Raw genomic sequence first — 18,323 nt, 5'->3', positions numbered from 1 at the left:
GTGACAGTCAGCGTGGCGCAAAAGCCAGCGCCATGATGTACAGCCTGATAGAAACCGCCAAAGCGAACGACCTGGAGCCTTACGCGTATTTACGGAGAGTGTTTGCCCAGTTGCCGTTATGTGAAACCGTGGAAGACATCGAAAAACTGCTGCCTGAGAATATGAAAGCGGCCGTTATTTAAATCGGTAGATGGGGTTGTTTGAGCGTTTACAATTCAACGCCAAATTAATTTGATAAAAACCTGCATTCCAGTTCAAAAGCCACCAACTAAAATCCATGCTATCCGCCGTAACCATTTAATTACATTCGACTTTTCACCATTGGCAACAGATCTCCACAACATCCCTCGTGAGCTTAAAATAAAAATCACACGCCAGTCAAATTGTCAGACACTCTGGCAAACGGATAGGCAATAAAACAAACAAAAAGACAATATACCAACAAAGCACGCTCAAACAACCATCACACGACAAACCCACCATTATCAATATCCAGAAAATGACATTACATTCCGGCCGTTTATAACCAATATTGATTAAACCAGAAATCATCGATACCATAATTAAACAGTCAACCAGCCTGAAACGATAGAACCAACAGAGATATTAGAAATGGCTCAAAATTCCTTTGACCCACCTTTGGAGAAAAATTATGTCGTAAAAACATTCGGACTAAACCCATATGAACAAGGAATAATATATGAGCAATTACGAATATTACACGGAAGAACCAATATCAACTGGCACTATAATGGTGAAGGCTTAGATGCCCACCTGGTATTATCCAAAGCAAAAGTTGAAATATGCCCTTGGGGATTACTGGCGGTAATGGCAAGCAATCCAACAAACCCCAACGACTCTAGTTATTTACATTGCGAGTGGCCACTACGCATCATTGGATTACTCGATTTACTCCGAAATGCAGAGGGTAAATTAACTGGTCACCCAAAGAAATTACACCATATCCAAGATTTGAAAAAAGAATCACCCAAGATTTCTACTAGCGTTAACAACCAGCATGACAATAGCGATTTTTTATTACCCGAATCGACTCAATCAAGCCACAGCCAGGTGTCGGATCAGCTGGCTAACAAAGCCCACCAGCTGGGGCAAGATCAGTATTTCGAATTTCAAGTCAATCATCATGAAGCCGCCATTGCTCTCGGCCACAACAATCGGATTACCGTTTATTCCGACAGTAGTTCGAGTGAGCTATTGTCTTCTTTACTTGATTCTCCAAAATCACTCCGAGTCACTGAGCTATTACTTTCTTCCACCAGAGACAATATTTTTATCTTTGCCCATGTATTCCCTATTGAACAACTCCTATGGGAACTTGCCTGGAAGGAATCGGTGCCAAACATCACTCAATGGAACAACGACACGGTGTTCCGTATCCATCAATGGCCCAGACTAGGGCAATGGTATACAGAACCCTCCATGTTTCAGTTGTCTGCGCTCTATGGGAAGAAATTTGCCTCATTGCAAAACGGTGTTCAATTGAGTGGATTGCCAGATTCACAAGTGGCTGCATTTTTACATGCATGCGCCGTTACCCGATTAGGACTTATAAGTAAAAAATCATCTCCAACCAATACTGTAGTTACAGCCACTGATCCACATACCAACCCCTTTACTCATAAAACGGCACACACAAATCTTTTAATTAATCTACGCAAAAAACTCGGGTTGGTTTTTCACATATGAATAGAGAAAACAAAATTATCTTTATTGGCCCAATGGGAGCTGGTAAAAGTACAGCGATTACTACTATTAGTGATGACCCACCAGTTACAACGGAAGCAAAAAACTCTAACAAGAAACTGGTCAATAAAGCTACTACAACGGTCGCTATGGATTATGGACGCATTTTGCTTAACAACGATGAAAACATAAATCTGTATGGCATTCCTGGTCAGGATCATTTTCGTTTTGTATGGCCAATTATAGCCAAGGGCGCATTAGGTGCAATTTTATTGCTCGATTGCAGCCAGATAAATTGGAAACAACAACTCTTGGTATTTATGGAGGCATTTAATCAACTAGCCAGTACGGGTCGAATCGCCATAGCTCTCAATCGGAACCAGATCAATGACACAGAGGAATGCTTTTCAACGCTATTGGAAGAGAATATTTTCGCCCCCGTATTCAACGCAGATCCCCGCAATCGAGACGATATTTTACTGCTTCTGGAAGCCTTGATTGCCAACGCAGAATCAGAGGTTTTTCTTGATGAATAATCCGACCAACCCGTTGAATTCCAATACTTTAATAGCCCGGTGCCATGAATCTTTGTTCGCTATTACACAGCGGACAGAAAATCTGAGTTATATGATTCTATCTACATCCGATGGATATGTCATATCGCATACAGTGCCCATCGATAGTCAGACAGACCCCAAACGCCTTGCTGCGATGGCGGCATCATTTGCCGGCATTGGATCAGGTCTTGCCGCTGAAACCCACTTGGAAGGAGTTGAAGGGAACATTATCGAAAGCAAAGATGGATTCCTGGGCTGTCGCCTTATAAAAACCGACACTCTGGATGCTGTTCTACTCGGCGTATTTCAACAACACGCGACCCATGGCCTCGCCCTCTGGACACTAAAAAAAGCCTCTGGCGAGATCAAAGATATTGTGAAATTGTTTAATTCATAAATGAGAGAAACGAAATAATGACTACCATTGAAAACAAACTTGCTCCCTTAATGTCTGTAAACGGTGCCATGGCAGCAGCATTGGTTGATTATAATAGCGGAATGATGCTTGGTTCATCCGGCACAGGACTCGATTTGGAAATTGCCGCGGCGGGCAATACAGAGGTCGTTCGTGCAAAGATAAAAACCATCGAAATGCTGCAGCTGGATCAGCAAATTGAAGATATTCTGATCACTCTAACCAATCAGTATCATCTGATTCGCCCAATGGATACGGATCGAGGTCTGTTTATTTATTACGTCCTGGATTCCGGCAAGGCTAACCTTGCCCTGGCGCGTCGTGCCTTGCAGACATTGGAGGAGACTATTACGTTGTGATTGATCGCAATAGCCACCATCTGACGTCCGATAAAAAGTGGCGGAACTCACGCTCTAGCGCTGTCATAATCAACTCAACAGCCACAATCAATCGAGTGAAAAGAGGACGGCCCACTTCGGTCGTCCACAACATATCCACCATGACAAAGTCCCGCAAGGGACGGGGGCAGCGCCCCGTCCCTAACTCTGGCTGTCCATTACAACATCAGCTCGGCAGATGCCTCAACAGCCACTGACGGCAACCCACCACAGCCTGATTGTCGTTGCCTTCCAGCAGTATCTGGCCAAAGGTTACCAGCGTTGTATTTTCCAACGGACTCAGGCTTGTCTCTGCCAGCGCCATCTTGAGCTGGCGTAAAAACTTGCGATTGCGCACTAACAATTGTTGAATACAGACCAGCGCGTCTTGTGGCTGTTGCTGTAACTGAAGAGCATAAGCCTGCATCAGGATAGACGCCACCGAGGTGCGTCGACATCCCCGTACCAGCGCCACCAGCTGTTCACTTTTCTGCTGTTTCAGGTAAACCAGTGCCAGCGCTTCTTGCAACCACACTGGCGTGGCTGGCTCTCGTGCAACCAGTTGTTCCAGCATATCTTCATTATCCACATCACCGTCAACGTGCTCGCAACAATCCAGGTAGTAGTCGTATGCCAGATCCCAAAACGGCTGATTGGCCTTTAAACGCCCAGGTAACGTCAGCTCAGCGGGTAAGGATAAACAGATATTCATTAACACTTCCCGACGCTTGAACCCCAATATCATTCTGAATATACCAAAACAACTGAGCTGGTTAGGGCTGTCGGCAGTGTCGTCTGCTTCTGGATAAGGCAGCGGCTGCGCCATATCTGTCAACCGCTGAATCACCTCAATATGATTCAGCAAGGCTGGGGCCTGACGTAATATGTCGATCCAGCGAGTATCTGGCAGCAACCAACGCATGTCATCGGCCATTTCCCGGAAATGGTCGTCACCTAACATTCGCTCTTGGCGCTGAGCCTGAGAGAGACAGTCTTGTTCCATCAAGCCCAGCTGCTGTATCCATGCCTTATAGTCTTGACGGTATTCCGCTTTCAGAATTCGTGACGCCTCGCCTTTAACGACCTTGAAGTCACACACATACCCGGTAAAGGTATTTTCAGACTTCTCAAACAGCGAGAGTACCTTTTCGACATTCACAATATACGGATCGGCCAACGCTAAAGCCGCAGTCTCTTCGCGCGCATCTAACGGGTTTTCGATCCTATCGAGTTGTTGAAGATAAAGCGCCTTGCCTTCCTTCACCACTTGATTGACGAACTCCAGAATCGGGGTGCCCTGTTGATACTTTTTCTGCAATCGGGCTTGCCAGAATTTGGCTCTGGCGCGTACTTCCGCATCTTCGGCAACAGCGCACAATATGGTCAGTTCCGTCATTGGCAATTCGTACTGGTCAGGATCCAGACGCATCGCCTGCTGCAAATATTGCCGGGCTTCTGCTGCCTGCCCTTGTTCAAATACAAACATAGCCAGACGCTGATAGGCAACAGACTGTACCGACGGTGCGCGTTTGCATTCGGTCAGTTGCTGCATCAAAGCAAATCGTTCGTCATCCAGCTGCACTTCAAGCAACGCATCGAACAAGGTACTCACCAGCTCCTGATGCTCGTTTCTGAGTTTTGCGGGTTCGCTGGTCAGATAACGCCCGACCGTCACCACGGCGTCGAATGCCATTTCCGTCATCGCATGTTCACAGAACAGAGCGGCAGCGGCGGCTGTCCAGCCTGGCTTTTCCGCCAACGCCAACAACTGCTGGTTATTCATTGCTGACAAGGCCAGCAAGAATAGATCGGCAGGTACAGGTAGCGGAAAATCACTCAGCGCGACACAGCATTTTTTGAGCTTTTTGCCCGAGCCACAGAAACAGGGATCATTGCGCCCCGGAAAAGCCGGAGCCACCAAAACAAACTGATTCGAGGATTTGGGCAGTAACTGAAACAGGTACTGCCCCAATGTATCCGACTTGAAGTCAGCGGTCGGTACCGCCATCGTCTTTCTGAACAGTGTCAGAAAATGATCAAGATTATCATGGAGTAGTGCGTCAGACAGGGCTTCAGCCATCCACGCCACCGTCTGCGAGTTATTGTTCATATTACTGATCCAGAAACAGGCTGAACTGCCCTGGAGCAGTTCGGGTGCGTACCAAAATGCAAAACAAAAACAGTGAAACCGAATTACGCCAGCGGCTTCATATGCGGGAACAGAATCACATCCTTAATGGTGTGTGAGTTGGTAAACAGCATTACCAGACGGTCAATGCCGATCCCTTCACCTGCGGTTGGCGGCATGCCGTATTCCAACGCGTTGATATAATCGGCATCGTAGTGCATCGCCTCGTCGTCACCAGCGTCTTTCTCTTCGACCTGCTTGCGGAAGCGGGCCGCCTGGTCTTCCGCGTCGTTTAACTCGGAGAAACCGTTGGCCAGTTCACGCCCGCCGACAAAGAATTCAAAACGGTCGGTCACAAACGGGTTGGCATCGTTACGACGCGCCAGCGGTGATACTTCCCACGGGTATTCAGTAATAAAGGTGGGCTGATCCAATTGCTCTTCGGCGGTTGCTTCAAAGATTTCACAAATGTACTTGCCCGCCCCCCAAGCGGCCTGCTTGGGCGAATCTTTAATACCGACCTGTTGCGCGTACTGCTTCAGCGTGTCGATATGGGCTTCGGCATGATTCAGTACATCGGCGTCCATTGCAGGGTTGTACTTCAGAATCGCATCAACCATGGTCATACGCTGGAACGGCGCAGCAAAGTCGTAGGTTGATTCGCCATATTCAATGGTAGTGTTGCCCAGCACCGATTCGGCAATAAATTTCAACATGGCTTCGGTAATGTCCATCAGGTCGCGGTAATCCGCATAGGCCTGATAAAACTCGATCATGGTGAATTCAGGATTATGGCGGGTGCTGGTGCCTTCGTTACGGAAGTTGCGGTTGATCTCGAACACCTTGTCGAAACCGCCCACCACCAGCCGCTTCAGATACAGTTCTGGGGCGATCCGCAGGAACATATCAATGCCCATGGCATTGTGATGGGTTTCAAAGGGTTTGGCCGTTGCGCCACCCGGAATGCTTTGCAGCATGGGGGTTTCCACTTCCATAAAACCGCGCTGGGACAAGAAGTAGCGAATGCCTTCAATGATTTTTGAACGCATCAGAAACGTGTTGCGAGTTTCTTCATTGATGATCAGGTCGACATAACGCTGACGATATTTCATCTCCTGATCACCCAGACCATGAAACTTGTCTGGCAGTGGCCGCAAGGACTTGGTCAGGATGCGCAGGTTGGTAATGTCATCAATTTCAACGTACAAATCGCCCTTGCCGGATTTCTGCAAGGTGCCCGCCACGCCGACAATATCGCCGATGTCCAGCAGCTGCCACGCTTCGCTTTCTTTTTGCTTCGGTTTGGCAAGGTAAAACTGGATCGAACCGCTGCTGTCCTGAATCCCGACAAATGGGCCGCCACGACGCATCACACGACCGGCAACCACGACCGGGTGCTGCTCTTCCGCCAGGGTTGTCTTGTCTTTTTCGCCATGCTTGGCTTTTAATTCACCCGCCAAATGTTCACGCTTGAAGTCATTCGGGTGGCCATTCGCCAGACTACCTTCACGCAACTGTTCCAGCTTGACGCGACGTTCGGCGATCAACTTGTTTTCTTCCTGGGCGGTTTGATTCTGTTCGGTCATTGTTTAACCCGGTTGTGTATAGGATCAGACGTCGAAGTCAGACGTCGAACCTTGTATGTATGGTTTTCAGATCAGACGTCAACACACAGACGTCAGACACTATGTCTCTGTGCGTGGTAGAAGCGGCTTGCCGCCGACATGCAATCGGGCCAAGCCACCTACCAGCATCACAGCCCCTTTTTCAGGCTCGCTTCAATAAACTGATCCAGACCGCCATCCAATACCGCTTGCGTATTGCGGGTTTCGACCCCGGTGCGCAAATCCTTGATACGGGCATCGTCGAGCACGTAAGAGCGAATCTGGCTGCCCCAGCCGATATCCGACTTGGAATCTTCCAGCACCTGAGCAGCGGCATTACGTTTTTGCAGCTCGAACTCGTACAACTTGGCCTTCAACTGTTTCATGGCCTGGTCTTTGTTCTTGTGCTGCGAGCGATCGTTCTGACACTGGGTCACGATATTGGTCGGCAAGTGAGTAATACGCACTGCGGATTCCGTCCGGTTAACGTGCTGACCACCGGCACCGGAAGCCCGGTAAACGTCGATGCGCAGATCCGACGGATTAATCTCGATATCGATATCGTCATCCACTTCCGGTGATACAAACACAGAAGAGAACGAGGTATGCCGACGGTTGCCGGAATCAAACGGGCTCTTGCGCACCAGCCGGTGAACGCCAGTCTCGGTACGTAGCCAGCCATAAGCGTACTCGCCTTCAACCCGGATGGTCGCGCCCTTGATACCGGCCACTTCGCCATCGGATACTTCCATCAACTCACCCTTGAAACCATGAGCTTCAATCCAGCGCAAATACATCCGCAACATCATATTGGCCCAGTCCTGGGCTTCTGTACCACCCGAGCCGGACTGGATTTCCACGTAAGCATTGTTGGCATCCAGCTCACCGGAGAACATACGACGGAATTCCAGCGCCTCCAGTTGTTGCCGCAGGTCGGCCAGTTCAGACTCAACTTCAGCGACCGCCTCTTCGTCGTTTTCCTCAGCGGCCATATCGAGCAAGTCTTTCAGGTCTGCAAGGCCGGTATCAAGGGTGTCGATGGTCTTGACCACCACTTCCAGCGCGGAACGTTCCTTACCCAGCTCCTGAGCGCGGGCAGCGTCATTCCAAACGTCGGGTTGAGCCAGTTCCTGCTCTACTTCTTCCAGCCGTTCAGTCTTGTTGGCATAGTCAAAGATACCCCCTAAGCACGTCGGTGCGCGCCGTGAGGTCTTTGATCGTTTCGATGATTGGATTGATTTCCAAAGGGATACCTGTCTGTGTCACTGGTCTGTAAGTCGGTTGTCCCCCACCGTAACGATGAAAGAACAAAAAAGAGGCCGATATTCTACAGAAATTTATAACAGACAGCCACGACGACAGGCAGGTTCACCGTTGCGTGGCCGCCGAACCTCCCGTGCGTGGCATTGGTATTTCGGACAGAGACGGTGCTCGTTCCGGACAGAGACGGTGCTCGTCCCTACCTGTGGCCGCGACCCCGTAGGGCCCGCCTCCGTGCGTGGCCGCCGAACCGCCTCCGTGCGTGGCCGCCGAACCGCCTCCGTGCGTGGCCGCCGAACCGCCCGTGCGTGGCATTGGTATTTCGGACAGAGACGGTGCTCGTTCCGGACAGAGACGGTGCTCGTCCCTACCTGTTGTTGGTCAGTTGGTGCTTTATCCAGTTATTTAATGCGTCGGCGACCCGTGATGCAGGTACAAACTCCTGTTCCAACCGACCTTTCGGGCTGTTGAGCAAGTACAAATAAAACTGCTGTTCTGCTGTCGTTAGCCCATTTGGAATTTGCTCTCCTGCTGGAGCCGGTTCTACCACGGCAGCACCAACATGGAATGCTTCGAACGTGGCCTGATCCATCAGTACCGAGTCTATTGCCGGGCGCAGCTGTCGGGCGCGCGCCAGCATGGTTAAGCCCCAGCTGTCCATATCACCCCAATAGAGAATCTGTTTACCGTCAAAGACCGGCGACGCCAGCCAGCCCAGATCCAGGCCTGCCCCCAGAATCGCAATGGCATCCAGCTCCGGTAACAAGTGTTCACAGCGTTCGTTTTCGATCACCAAAATACGACGGCAAGGCAAGGGGGTATCAGCCAGTTCACGGGTGCTCAGCCTGAGCCGCTGAAAGGGCAACAACCCGCTGGCCAGAGGTTTCACCAGCAACCAATGGTCGGACTCAACCGCTGCATCCAAAAAAGCGTGTAGCCCCTGCTCGCTGGCGGTGCCGTTATAACGCTCGTCCAGTAGTCGTTGCAGTAGCTTGGCGTTACGCTCCATAAATTTAGTATCCACCCCAAACCCTGCCATCAGACGCAGAGGCCTGCCTTGCGCTGCACCGGGCGACAGTGAATCAGCCAGAGAAGCGGTGGTGATCACGTCCTCAACTGGTTTATTGCGCCACAGCGAGCGCTCACGAATCAAGGCGGCGTGGTACACCTGACGCACACGACCGCTAAAAACCAGCTGCTCCAATATCCGGAACTCTTGCTGCACCTGTTCATTCTCAGTGGCAGCGACCCATTCGGTTGGTGTGTGCAAGCGCCAGCACAACGGCAGTTCAACCGCATCCGCCGCAGCCCGGTATTTCACCGCTGTAAAAATGACCTCTCCGATCGTGACAGCCTGCCAGGCCTGCACTTGCTGTCGCACCTCAGCGGTATGGCGGGCAAACTGCTCACCGGAAGGTTTGCCAATCATCAACTCAACCGGCCAGGCCGCCTCTGACAACAAGCGTTCAAGCCGAAGCTCGGTCTGTTGCCATTGCCTGCTCAGCTTTTCTGCCAGATCAGCTGGAAGTTTCATCATTGGCATCTTCCGGCTGACGAATACGTTGCACGCTGCGCTGCTGATACACGATATCGAGTTCCTGCCAAGTCAGCGCGGTCAAGGTCGATGCCATCCCCCGTCGGTGTACCACAATGGCCGAACGCGTGTGATTGCGTAACAACCGCATTTCCTTGTTGGGAGTAATAAACAGCGCGTGTAAACCAAACTCCGTTAGCGCAGCGATAATGCGCCCCGCCACAACATGGGAACTGCGCGAAAAAGCCTCATCCAATACGATGGTGCCAAACAGAGGCCGGTTACTGCCATCCGGGCACAGCGCATACGACAGCGATGCCGTTAACACGTACGACGCAATAATTTCTTTTTCACCACCGCTGCCACCCTGGGAGCCACTGCGGGTTTCCATCACGCTGCCGGTTGCCCGATCGATGACTGACACCTTGAATTCGAGCCGGAAACGCGGATCAAGCAAGGCCTTGGCGGGTTGGGTGCGCTGACGTTCACAGGCATCCCGCAACAGCGCAATAATGCCGCGCAGCGCTTTGTACTGGCTTTCGCCGTCGTCTTCGACAAAGCGGGCCGATCGCAGCGTGGCAATGGCCCGATTAAAAGTTTTCAGACTTTCATGTACCACCTTGCCTGCCACCAGTTGCAGATAACGTCCGGCTTGAAAATCCACACGCCGCAAGGTGCTGTTAACTTCTTCCAGCTTGTCTTCGATACGTTCTACTTCGGCCTCTACCGACATTAGCAACTGGGTGACACCATCGTCAGAGGAACGGTTCAGATATTCTTTGAAGCGGTTTTGCTTCTCTGGCAACGCCTCTTCTGTAAGTAGCTGCAAACGCTGCAAATAGTCCGGTACATCAATCAGCTCGCTGCCGGTTTCTGCCAGTGCACCCCGGTCTTCTGTTTTGGCCTTGACCATGGCTCGGGTCAACTCGTTCACCACATTGGCGTGCTGCTTGGCCAGCGTATCGAGTTGCTGTTGCAATGCCTTGGCTGCGGTGTGTTCCAGCTCATCCAGCTCTGCCAACCGAGCCAGGCTGAACGCTGCCGCAATAGCAGCGAACCGGCTAGCGGCTAACTGACGCTGGGATTCCAGCAATCCGGCTTCGGCCCGACGCCAGACTCGGGATTTTTGCGTTTCAGCGTTCTTCAGTTGTTGTTGCCAACCTTCGCTCTGGCGGTTCCGCAGAATCCGTTCATCATCCAGTTGTTTCAGCTGCTGGTTGGCTAGCTCATACGCTGTTTTGGCCGCCGTGACGTCGGAATCGGGGGCTGTTAGTCGTACCAACTGTTCTTGCACATGAGACAGTTCGCGCTGCGCCTGTTCGGTATTTATCAGATCGAACTGGATATCCAGCAGCTGCTGCGACAACATCTGTCGGTGCGTCAACTCAGCTACCGTCGCTTTTGCCCGTTCAACGTCTGCAGTCTGTTGTTTCAAGGTGACCTGAACTTGCTGACGTTGCTGCTGGACACTGTTCAAACGATCCTGATTGTCGAAGCCCGTTTGCCAGTCCTGATCCAGCCGCTTTTGATCCTGTTTGTCGAAAAACCGAGCCTTGCCAGAGGTTAACCCTTGCTTGGTGATGGCATGTTCGGTACGTCGCAAATCGTCCGGGCTGTTGACGCAGTGCAGGTCAAACCCAGCTAACAGGTGTTTGACAGCTTCCCGATAAGGATGCGGTTTGTAATCCAGTTTTTGGGTAAAACCATCGTCCATAAAACGTGCGGTTTGGCTAGGCTGCTTAACTTCAAGAATACGTACATGCAGCTGGTTATTACGCTGATTGACCCAGCGCAGCGCCGCTGCGGCCTGTTCCGGTGGCACCAGAATACGCAAGCGGTGACTGCCAATCGCCCGCTCGATAGCGCCACGCCAATCCCGTTCCTGCTCTTTTATCTGCACCAATTCAGCCACAAAAGGCAATTCATCCTCCTGCAGACCCAGTTCATCGGCCAATAGCGCCCTGAAAGTATGGAATTTGGCCGGGATATTAGAACCGGGCCGCTGCTGGATCGCGGTTATTTCAGCCTCCAGTTGCTGAATATTCGAGCGAATTGCCTGGGCGGCGGCACCCAGCTGAAAGCTGGCTTCACTAGCCTGCTCAAGCGTGTGGCCAAGCACTTCGATACCCTCGGCTATCACACGCTGGTTATCCGTTAACGCGGCACGGCTCAGGCTATCGTCCAACCCCAGATTACGACTCATACGTTGATAGTGGCGGGCGTTCTGGTCACAACGATCCAGATTGTTCTGTTTCTCGTGAATCAGTTCTTCCAGATTACGAATATTATGGCCACCCAACTGCAAGTACTGCTCACGCAGGGCATCGCAGCTGCGCTGTTGCGCCTGGACACTTTCTTCCGCATCGACACAGCCTGCCTCGGCGCTTTGAACCTCCGTCACCAGGCGAACACACTCCGCTTTCCAGAGCCGATACGCCTGCTCCCCAAACCAGATGGGCAAAATATCAGCCAGTTGCCGTTGCTCCATCAGTTGGCCATCAATCAGCTGATATTTTTCCCAGTGGGCTTTGACCGGCTCCAGTGAGCGTTGCTGTCGCCGGGCCACTTCCAGCTCTTCATGAATGGCCGTCAGGTCATCGAAGCTGTCGGCCACTTCTAACGCCCGCTCAAACTGGGATGAATCGTCCAGTACCAGCTCGCGGAAAATATCATCAATACTGTTCAGTTGCTTCAGACCAGCCGCCCGATTCAGCAAGTTAAAAGCGTTCTCGCGCACTTCGAAAAAATCCCGAACTCTGGCCAGATAGCCTTTTTTAGCCGGGTAATTCCACAACCCTGTGGTGGTTTTTTCCAGTTTCCGCAGCGCTCGCATACCGCCTTCCTGATGCACTTCCAGCCAGTACTGCAAGGTCTGTTCAGCTGCGGTGGTAAAAAACCAGAGTTTTTTCAAATCAGACGGGGTCGAGCTGATGTCGTCAAACCATAGCAACGCGCCCAGGCGAGCCACGTCCTGACCATTCGACAAGATGGCACAAATACCGGTGACGGTTTTGCCGGATCGAGCGATATGCGCCTGGCCTGCACCGCCATCCCCAGGGCCAGAGACCCCGCGCACATACGAGACCAAATCACGGTCGCTTTCGTGACCTCCCGTCGATGCCAGGTTGTATTTGGGGTTGGCTGTCAGCAGTGTCATCAAGGCATCCACCAGAGTGGTTTTACCACTGCCGGTTGGCCCAACAATCGCGGTACCTTCGGCATCAATCTCGGCACTGTGCGGGCCGCCAAAACCACCCCAATTAAAGATTTCCAGTTGTTGCAGACGGTAGGTGGGCTCGCACCCGAACATCTCTTCCTGAGCTGGCATTACGGTTATTCCTCCCGCGCCGAATCATCAGGCTGACCATCGGCCTGCTCACGCAGACCGTTCAGCAATGCTTGCAGGTTTTCCGGGTTGGCCAAATGAGCAATGACAGGACGAATAGTCACCCGGTCGTGGCTGTCCGGGGCGGTGACCAGCCCATGTCCTTTGAGCTGATCCAACAAGGTAATCATGCGATTGCGTTCTTTCGATTCACTGCCACTGTCGCCCAGATACAGCTGCAACTGTGGCACCAGTTCATCAATCGCCACCACGGCGTCCGCCGCACCCACACCGGAATCCTGCTCGTAGTTAACAAAATACTGCCGCAATATCGCCACCAACAGTGATTGCTCCAGCGTCAGCCGTTGCTTGCGCACCAGCGGGTGCGACCAGTCGTCTTGCTCCTCGGTCTTTTCAGCCGCCACCACTTTCAGGAACACCAACCCGCGAATGTCATCCACCTGAGCTTGTAAATCCAGTGGTTCCAGAATGGCGTTGATGGCTTCCAGATTCACCACCGCTACCCGATACACATTGGGTTTCAGCGTTTGCTCCAGCAAACCGGTATTCAACAGCTGCTGAGCGGTGTCGCGCAAGCGGCGGTCGGTACGTCCAACGCCAGCAACGCCAACATCAGGAGCGATAACTTGGGGAATACTGCCCTCAGCATGATTATTTTCAGACGATTTTTCAGACAAGTGCGGCGGTTTTTCTGGTGGCTGCGCCGTCGGTTCATCAAAGATACTGGTCATATTCAGAATTCCCAGTCCATGCCAGCAAACGCGGCCGCATCCAGTGACAACAACGGCAGACTGAAGGCCCAGCGCCGGTGCTCAGCATCTGTCAATTCCAGTGATTCGGTGTGGTTCCCGGTTATATCAATACCCGCTTCACGGGCCATTCCGATCCACAAGGCAAAAGTTTCCAGGTCGTGAGTGGGCGGTAATTGCTCCGCCAGCTCCACCAAGCTTAACGGCCGCCCGGCAGCTGCCAATACCGCCAGGGTTTCAGCAATCACCACGTCGCGATCCAGCCCGTCCAAGGCCGCCCAGAACTCCTCGTCGAGATCACCCAGATTGGCCTCTGCGGCGGTAAAATCCAGTGTTTGCTCCGCCGGGTTCTCCAGGTTTTTAAAGCGTAACCGCTCCACCAGCGGCACATTGGCCAGCGCAAACCCCAGCGGCGGTAACGGCGACTCGGCGCGCCGGACTTTTTGCCGTTGCCAATCAATATCCAGCGCAGCTTTCATAATTTCTGTCAGTATCTGACCGACTTTATGGTGCTCGGCCGCCAGGCCACTTTTTAGAAAACCGCGTACATCCTGTTCACTGCGCGCGCGCGCCTGCAGCACCAATTTACTTTCCTGCGCCAACCGCAGCCGCAACCATTTCAGATCTGTCAGCTGATTGCGGTTCAGTGCTTTAGGCGCTGCCGGATGAGCAAGAATGGTACGAATGCGGTGATTCATATTCTCCAGCTCAATGGTTTGTCGCAATTGCTGAATAAAGCCATCAAATACCCGACCTTCTGGAGTATTTAACAAGGCCGCCTGACCATCCAGTAACCGATCCACCACAACGCCGCGATGGGTACCCTCAGCCATAATAGACTGGCGCAACAACCGATCTGCCTCCCGCCAGGAATCTTCCACCCGACGAAAATCAGCACTCAACCCGGTCGCCAAGGAAAAGATTTCACGAATACCTTCAATCGCCTCTACGCTAGACAACACCGGAATATCACCCGCCTCCGCAGCGGCCAGCTCCTGCTGCAATTGGGCTATACGCCCCTGCAACGAGGCAATACGACTGGCCGGATTGGGATTAAGCCCGGTTTCGAGTTTTTCTATTTGCGACTGAACGACTGATAGACGGGATGCCGTCGATGTCATGATACGGTTATCGAGGGAATCGACAAACTGAATCGCCGTCGCCAGAGCATCGGTGGCGTACAAACGCTGACCGCGTTCAATCACCAACCCACGCTTGATCCATTCCCGTAACTCGCGCCCCGCCTGTTGACGGGTATTGTCTGGATCAATAGCGAACTCATCTTGCCCGGCATACGCTGCCAGCATCTCCGACAAAGCCTGCAAGGCATCCTCTTCCGCGATACCGTTCTGGGCATGCTCAAATAGCGTGGTTAAACACCCCAGAACCAAAGGCGCACGTGGCGACGCCAACAAACGCCAAGCAGGATGCTGCTGACGCGCATGGATGTACTGGCGAGTACGTTGTTGGGGGGAGAAGTTCATGGACGGCTTCCGCTACTGATTCTGTTCCGGGCACCATGGCCCGGTACTTCCGGGGATTACATCACCTGTTGCAAATTCACACCCAAAGGTGGCGGCTATAATCAGTCTACTGCGTGTCGCGATGCTGATATCGCGAGTGATATTACCGCCGCATCGCCCAAATCACCAAACCGACCACCAGCAAAAAAGGCAACGCCACAACCAACAGTCTGAATGCCATCATCAACAACAGTACACCCAGGATAAAACACAACGGCCCGATAACCACAAACTGGATCAGAGTCCATATTGCTCAATACCCTCCCCGCTGTCAGCATAGTTGATGAGATCCCGCTCTGTCACCCTAGTTGTCCAGCAGGCGTGGCCCCTGAAAGGCGTTTGGGGGAGGTGTCGATCCGGCTGAAATCGGTACTTATGCAACGCATGCCACTGATGGAGGTGTTCAGGAAACCACTGGATTTGTCAGATGATACGGAGCAGTTGGGGCTGGGATTTGGTTAACCGGACAGTAGTGTCTTCATCTACCAATCGCTTCCACTCTTCAAATAATGATTCCATTTGAGACATAATGCGTTCCTTGAGTTTGCTGCCTAACGCTTTGCACAGCGGCGCGAGGTACGAGCGTCCGGCCCCGTAGGGGCGAACTGCTGCAACTTGCTAGATGATTTTTCAAACTGCTTCTGCATCGGGGACATCATATATTGTCTCTGTAACCTCACTTAATAACCTATGATCTAGTAGAACTTGAATTACAACTTTTGCTGTATTTTGGCACACAGCTATTTTTCCACCTTGATCAAAGTTAATGCCCAAATTACGAGCCTCGCTCACAAGTTTCACTCGATCTGAGAATCCAGGGGATCGATACAAAGCTTTTTGTTGAATCACAGTCATTCGTCTAAGTTGCATTGAGTTCTGACCCACATATTTTTTAAGTGGCTCAACATCAGAAAAAACAGACAGAAACTCAGGGTCAACGGTTAAATCATCAAAACTTTGCTTGTATGCCTTTTTATCAGCCACTGTGCTTTCATAAGCTCGCTTGGACGCAACAAATATTGTTTCGTTGAGGCAATAAAAATCAAAATATGAATCAAAGGTAAATGACTCATCTGGAACAGCAGACAATTCTCCGTTAACGAAAATTGCGTTAATAAGCTTGTTTCTGACGGTCGGCTTCCATGATGGTGCGGTTTTTCTAACGGCGTAAACAGTTTGCTCCCCAGACTGAAATTTAACCAAATACCCTACTGCGCCCTTTAATTGTTTGAGTTGGGCGTCTGTATTTTCAGTTTCTGGAACATCCACCGCTTGCAGTAAAGCTATAAGTCCGTCACTGTCCTCTAGCGAATGCTCCAGGCAACTATTCTCATTGTTTTGGGACAGGTGGCTATATGTAACTTTCTCGGTAATCCTCGAAACTTCTGATTTAATAGCATTGCGAAATAGGTTTTCAACCTCTTCGTCGGTTCTGACATGCCATGCCCGAAACTTTGCAGCAGTTGTACTTTTCTTAAATACCCAAAGCTGAACCGTTGAAGCATCATAGTCCAGCGCCCGCCAATCACTAAAGTCTGTCACTGTTGTTTTTCTCCTGTACTTATGTAGCTTCCCTGAACCTCCTGACAGAGATATTTACCAGGTGTCGGGTCATTTCTGCAAAGTAGTTTTACGGTTCTCTTATGTCCACTTATCTCAACTTCTGCTTCATATAAGTTCCAACCAAGAATCAAGAGAATAGGATTCATTATTATGTACCCTGCTCGATACGTAATCAGAAATAGCCATAATAAGAACACAGCTAATCCAGCAATTTTTCCGGCAGAGCCATAATCAACACCCATGAATGACACTATATAAGGAAAGCTATAGCTGATTAACTCACTTGGTATAGATTTCAAACCAACTATGGTCACGGGATACTTATAACGCAGGCCTCGCAAAACCTGAACAGTTATCAGGAAACACAAGAAAGTTATTACAACAACAGAAAAAGAGAGGTAAGGGTGATGCCCATTGGGAATGACGCAATCTTTCAGATTCCAGCATAAGTCCATCCCCCAATACTCTGATTTAATATCTTGTAGAGCTAAAATTATAGCGAGGGGAAAATATGACCCTAAAAAAACAAGGAATGCAGGAACGATTCGAAATTGCATGGAGTTACCTAGTCATTCATCTAACGCCAAGGTAAGCGGCGGCCAGCATGGAGCGGCTGCTCGCGCAACAATGCCGAAGGCATGCGCTTGACCGCCTTGTTAGATTCTTCACCCACCAAGGCTTGTGAATGGCACGTATTCTTCATCGATGCCGTGAACCCGAATTCGCTGAAGAACCAAATTGTTTCCGCGCACATGCCCCTGTGCCGTATACCTGAATGGCGTGGGATTGATAGGAGATACATAGCCCGATTCGATTTCGACATTGTCGCCGCCAGTGTTTTTGACCACGCACTTCTGGCTAATGGTTCTGAAGTTTTTGCCAAGCTCTTGGCGAATGAGATAGCCGGCAGTGCTACACACCGAACTTTTGCTCATTGATCCAACAATCGGTGGTTCACTTTCACAACCCAGAACCAACAGAGTGGCGAGAAGTACAAGATAGTTTTTTCTCATTAGCTGATCCGTGCCATTTGTGAATCTAACAGTTTATTCATGCGCATGCGCATTTTTCTGGTGGCACGATTTGTTACGAGAGGAGGGCAGGTATTTGAATTGACTGATGATTTCCGTTTTCACTGAACTCTCTTCCCTGGAAAAACACGCATGCGCATTTTTCTGTTTTAACGTGCGCATTAATTCTGCGCCAAAAGCGCAAAACCATTGGACTTCATGGGGTTACGCTAACAGCAACCGAAAAAATGCGCAACCTCTCTGGAAATACGAGCATGTATTTTCTCTTCTATTTGATGATACTGTTCATCCATACAGATACTTCAGGAGGAGTAGAACCATGGGTAAAAGTCGTTTTTGAACCAGATCTCTCGTTTCATGAGGTTGAATGGATACCGCCTTCGAACAGAAAAAACTTACCTCTACTGGATCAAGGTAAACGCTCAAACAACCCCATCTACCGATTTAAATAACGGCCGCTTTCATATTCTCAGGCAGCAGTTTTTCGATGTCTTCCACGGTTTCGCATAACGGCAACTGGGCAAACACTCTC

General features: G+C 50.8%; 15 protein-coding genes. 5 read left to right on the top strand and 10 right to left on the bottom strand.

Annotation, left to right across the window (positions count from 1 at the left end):
- From WG929_RS20470 to WG929_RS20450, 5 genes are all read left to right on the top strand, one after another.
- Positions 1-182 (top strand): transposase domain-containing protein (locus WG929_RS20470; RefSeq protein ID WP_416207546.1); only part of this gene is annotated, 182 nt, incomplete at its 5' end.
- A gap of 430 nt (positions 183-612) precedes the next feature.
- Entirely contained in the window at positions 613-1,707 is a 1,095-nt protein-coding gene (locus WG929_RS20465) for a hypothetical protein (RefSeq protein ID WP_416207545.1), read from the top strand.
- Positions 1,704-2,240: a GTP-binding protein gene (locus WG929_RS20460; protein WP_416207544.1), complete on the top strand. Its 537-nt coding sequence runs from the start codon at positions 1,704-1,706 to the stop codon at positions 2,238-2,240. The genes WG929_RS20465 and WG929_RS20460 overlap by 4 nt, the downstream gene beginning before the upstream one ends.
- Positions 2,233-2,658, top strand: a complete 426-nt coding sequence (locus WG929_RS20455; protein ID WP_416207543.1) for a roadblock/LC7 domain-containing protein — start codon at positions 2,233-2,235, stop codon at positions 2,656-2,658. The genes WG929_RS20460 and WG929_RS20455 overlap by 8 nt, the downstream gene beginning before the upstream one ends.
- Before the next feature lie 17 nt (positions 2,659-2,675).
- Positions 2,676-3,035 carry a hypothetical protein gene (locus WG929_RS20450; protein ID WP_416207542.1) on the top strand — a complete coding sequence of 120 codons (360 nt, stop codon included), beginning with the start codon at positions 2,676-2,678 and terminating at the stop codon, positions 3,033-3,035.
- Between the two features lie 205 nt (positions 3,036-3,240).
- On the opposite strand, the gene WG929_RS20445 is transcribed toward WG929_RS20450, so the two are convergent.
- The 10 genes from WG929_RS20445 to WG929_RS20400 form a co-directional block, all read right to left on the bottom strand.
- On the bottom strand, positions 3,241-5,163 hold the full coding sequence (locus WG929_RS20445; protein ID WP_416207541.1) for a YecA family protein: 1,923 nt from the start codon (positions 5,161-5,163) through the stop codon (positions 3,241-3,243).
- An 83-nt stretch (positions 5,164-5,246) separates the two neighbouring features.
- Complete coding sequence (gene lysS, locus WG929_RS20440) at positions 5,247-6,767, bottom strand: lysine--tRNA ligase (protein ID WP_416207540.1); 1,521 nt, start codon at positions 6,765-6,767, stop codon at positions 5,247-5,249.
- A 167-nt stretch (positions 6,768-6,934) separates the two neighbouring features.
- Positions 6,935-8,030 (bottom strand): peptide chain release factor 2 gene (prfB, locus tag WG929_RS20435; RefSeq protein ID WP_416207539.1). Its coding sequence is split into 2 segments (ribosomal slippage): positions 6,935-7,957 and positions 7,959-8,030, totalling 1,095 coding nucleotides; the frame shifts between segments, so codons are not numbered across the junction.
- 382 nt (positions 8,031-8,412) lie between these two features.
- Positions 8,413-9,582, bottom strand: a complete 1,170-nt coding sequence (locus WG929_RS20430) for a DUF3322 domain-containing protein (RefSeq protein WP_416207538.1) — start codon at positions 9,580-9,582, stop codon at positions 8,413-8,415.
- A complete protein-coding gene (locus tag WG929_RS20425; protein WP_416207537.1) occupies positions 9,563-12,907 on the bottom strand; it encodes an ATP-binding protein in 3,345 nt (1,114 codons plus the stop codon). The genes WG929_RS20430 and WG929_RS20425 overlap by 20 nt, the downstream gene beginning before the upstream one ends.
- Positions 12,908-12,912: 5 nt before the next feature.
- A complete protein-coding gene (locus WG929_RS20420) occupies positions 12,913-13,656 on the bottom strand; it encodes a DUF4194 domain-containing protein (protein ID WP_416207536.1) in 744 nt (247 codons plus the stop codon).
- 2 nt (positions 13,657-13,658) lie between these two features.
- On the bottom strand, positions 13,659-15,158 hold the full coding sequence (locus WG929_RS20415; protein ID WP_416207535.1) for a DUF3375 domain-containing protein: 1,500 nt from the start codon (positions 15,156-15,158) through the stop codon (positions 13,659-13,661).
- A gap of 669 nt (positions 15,159-15,827) precedes the next feature.
- Positions 15,828-16,739 carry a Kiwa anti-phage protein KwaB-like domain-containing protein gene (locus tag WG929_RS20410; RefSeq protein WP_416207534.1) on the bottom strand — a complete coding sequence of 304 codons (912 nt, stop codon included), beginning with the start codon at positions 16,737-16,739 and terminating at the stop codon, positions 15,828-15,830.
- Positions 16,736-17,317 (bottom strand): KwaA family protein, encoded by a 582-nt coding sequence (locus WG929_RS20405; RefSeq protein WP_416207533.1) that lies wholly within the window; start codon positions 17,315-17,317, stop codon positions 16,736-16,738. Before WG929_RS20405 ends, WG929_RS20410 begins: the two co-directional genes overlap by 4 nt.
- A gap of 108 nt (positions 17,318-17,425) precedes the next feature.
- On the bottom strand, positions 17,426-17,773 hold the full coding sequence (locus WG929_RS20400) for a hypothetical protein (RefSeq protein WP_416207532.1): 348 nt from the start codon (positions 17,771-17,773) through the stop codon (positions 17,426-17,428).
- Between the last annotated feature and the right edge of the window lie 550 nt (positions 17,774-18,323).

The sequence above is a fragment of the Oceanobacter antarcticus genome (assembly GCF_044962685.1).
GTDB lineage: Bacteria > Pseudomonadota > Gammaproteobacteria > Pseudomonadales > Oceanobacteraceae > Oceanobacter > Oceanobacter antarcticus.
This window is presented reverse-complemented; position numbering and strand designations above follow the sequence as displayed.

Coding starts and splice junctions, on each gene's coding strand:
- WG929_RS20465 (WP_416207545.1), top strand. CDS start 613: ATGGCTCAAAATTCCTTTGACCCACCTTTGGAGAAAAATTATGTCGTA.
- WG929_RS20460 (WP_416207544.1), top strand. CDS start 1,704: ATGAATAGAGAAAACAAAATTATCTTTATTGGCCCAATGGGAGCTGGT.
- WG929_RS20455 (WP_416207543.1), top strand. CDS start 2,233: ATGAATAATCCGACCAACCCGTTGAATTCCAATACTTTAATAGCCCGG.
- WG929_RS20450 (WP_416207542.1), top strand. CDS start 2,676: ATGACTACCATTGAAAACAAACTTGCTCCCTTAATGTCTGTAAACGGT.
- WG929_RS20445 (WP_416207541.1), bottom strand. CDS start 5,163: ATGAACAATAACTCGCAGACGGTGGCGTGGATGGCTGAAGCCCTGTCT.
- lysS (WP_416207540.1), bottom strand. CDS start 6,767: ATGACCGAACAGAATCAAACCGCCCAGGAAGAAAACAAGTTGATCGCC.
- WG929_RS20430 (WP_416207538.1), bottom strand. CDS start 9,582: ATGATGAAACTTCCAGCTGATCTGGCAGAAAAGCTGAGCAGGCAATGG.
- WG929_RS20425 (WP_416207537.1), bottom strand. CDS start 12,907: ATGCCAGCTCAGGAAGAGATGTTCGGGTGCGAGCCCACCTACCGTCTG.
- WG929_RS20420 (WP_416207536.1), bottom strand. CDS start 13,656: ATGACCAGTATCTTTGATGAACCGACGGCGCAGCCACCAGAAAAACCG.
- WG929_RS20415 (WP_416207535.1), bottom strand. CDS start 15,158: ATGAACTTCTCCCCCCAACAACGTACTCGCCAGTACATCCATGCGCGT.
- WG929_RS20405 (WP_416207533.1), bottom strand. CDS start 17,317: ATGCAATTTCGAATCGTTCCTGCATTCCTTGTTTTTTTAGGGTCATAT.
- WG929_RS20400 (WP_416207532.1), bottom strand. CDS start 17,773: ATGAGAAAAAACTATCTTGTACTTCTCGCCACTCTGTTGGTTCTGGGT.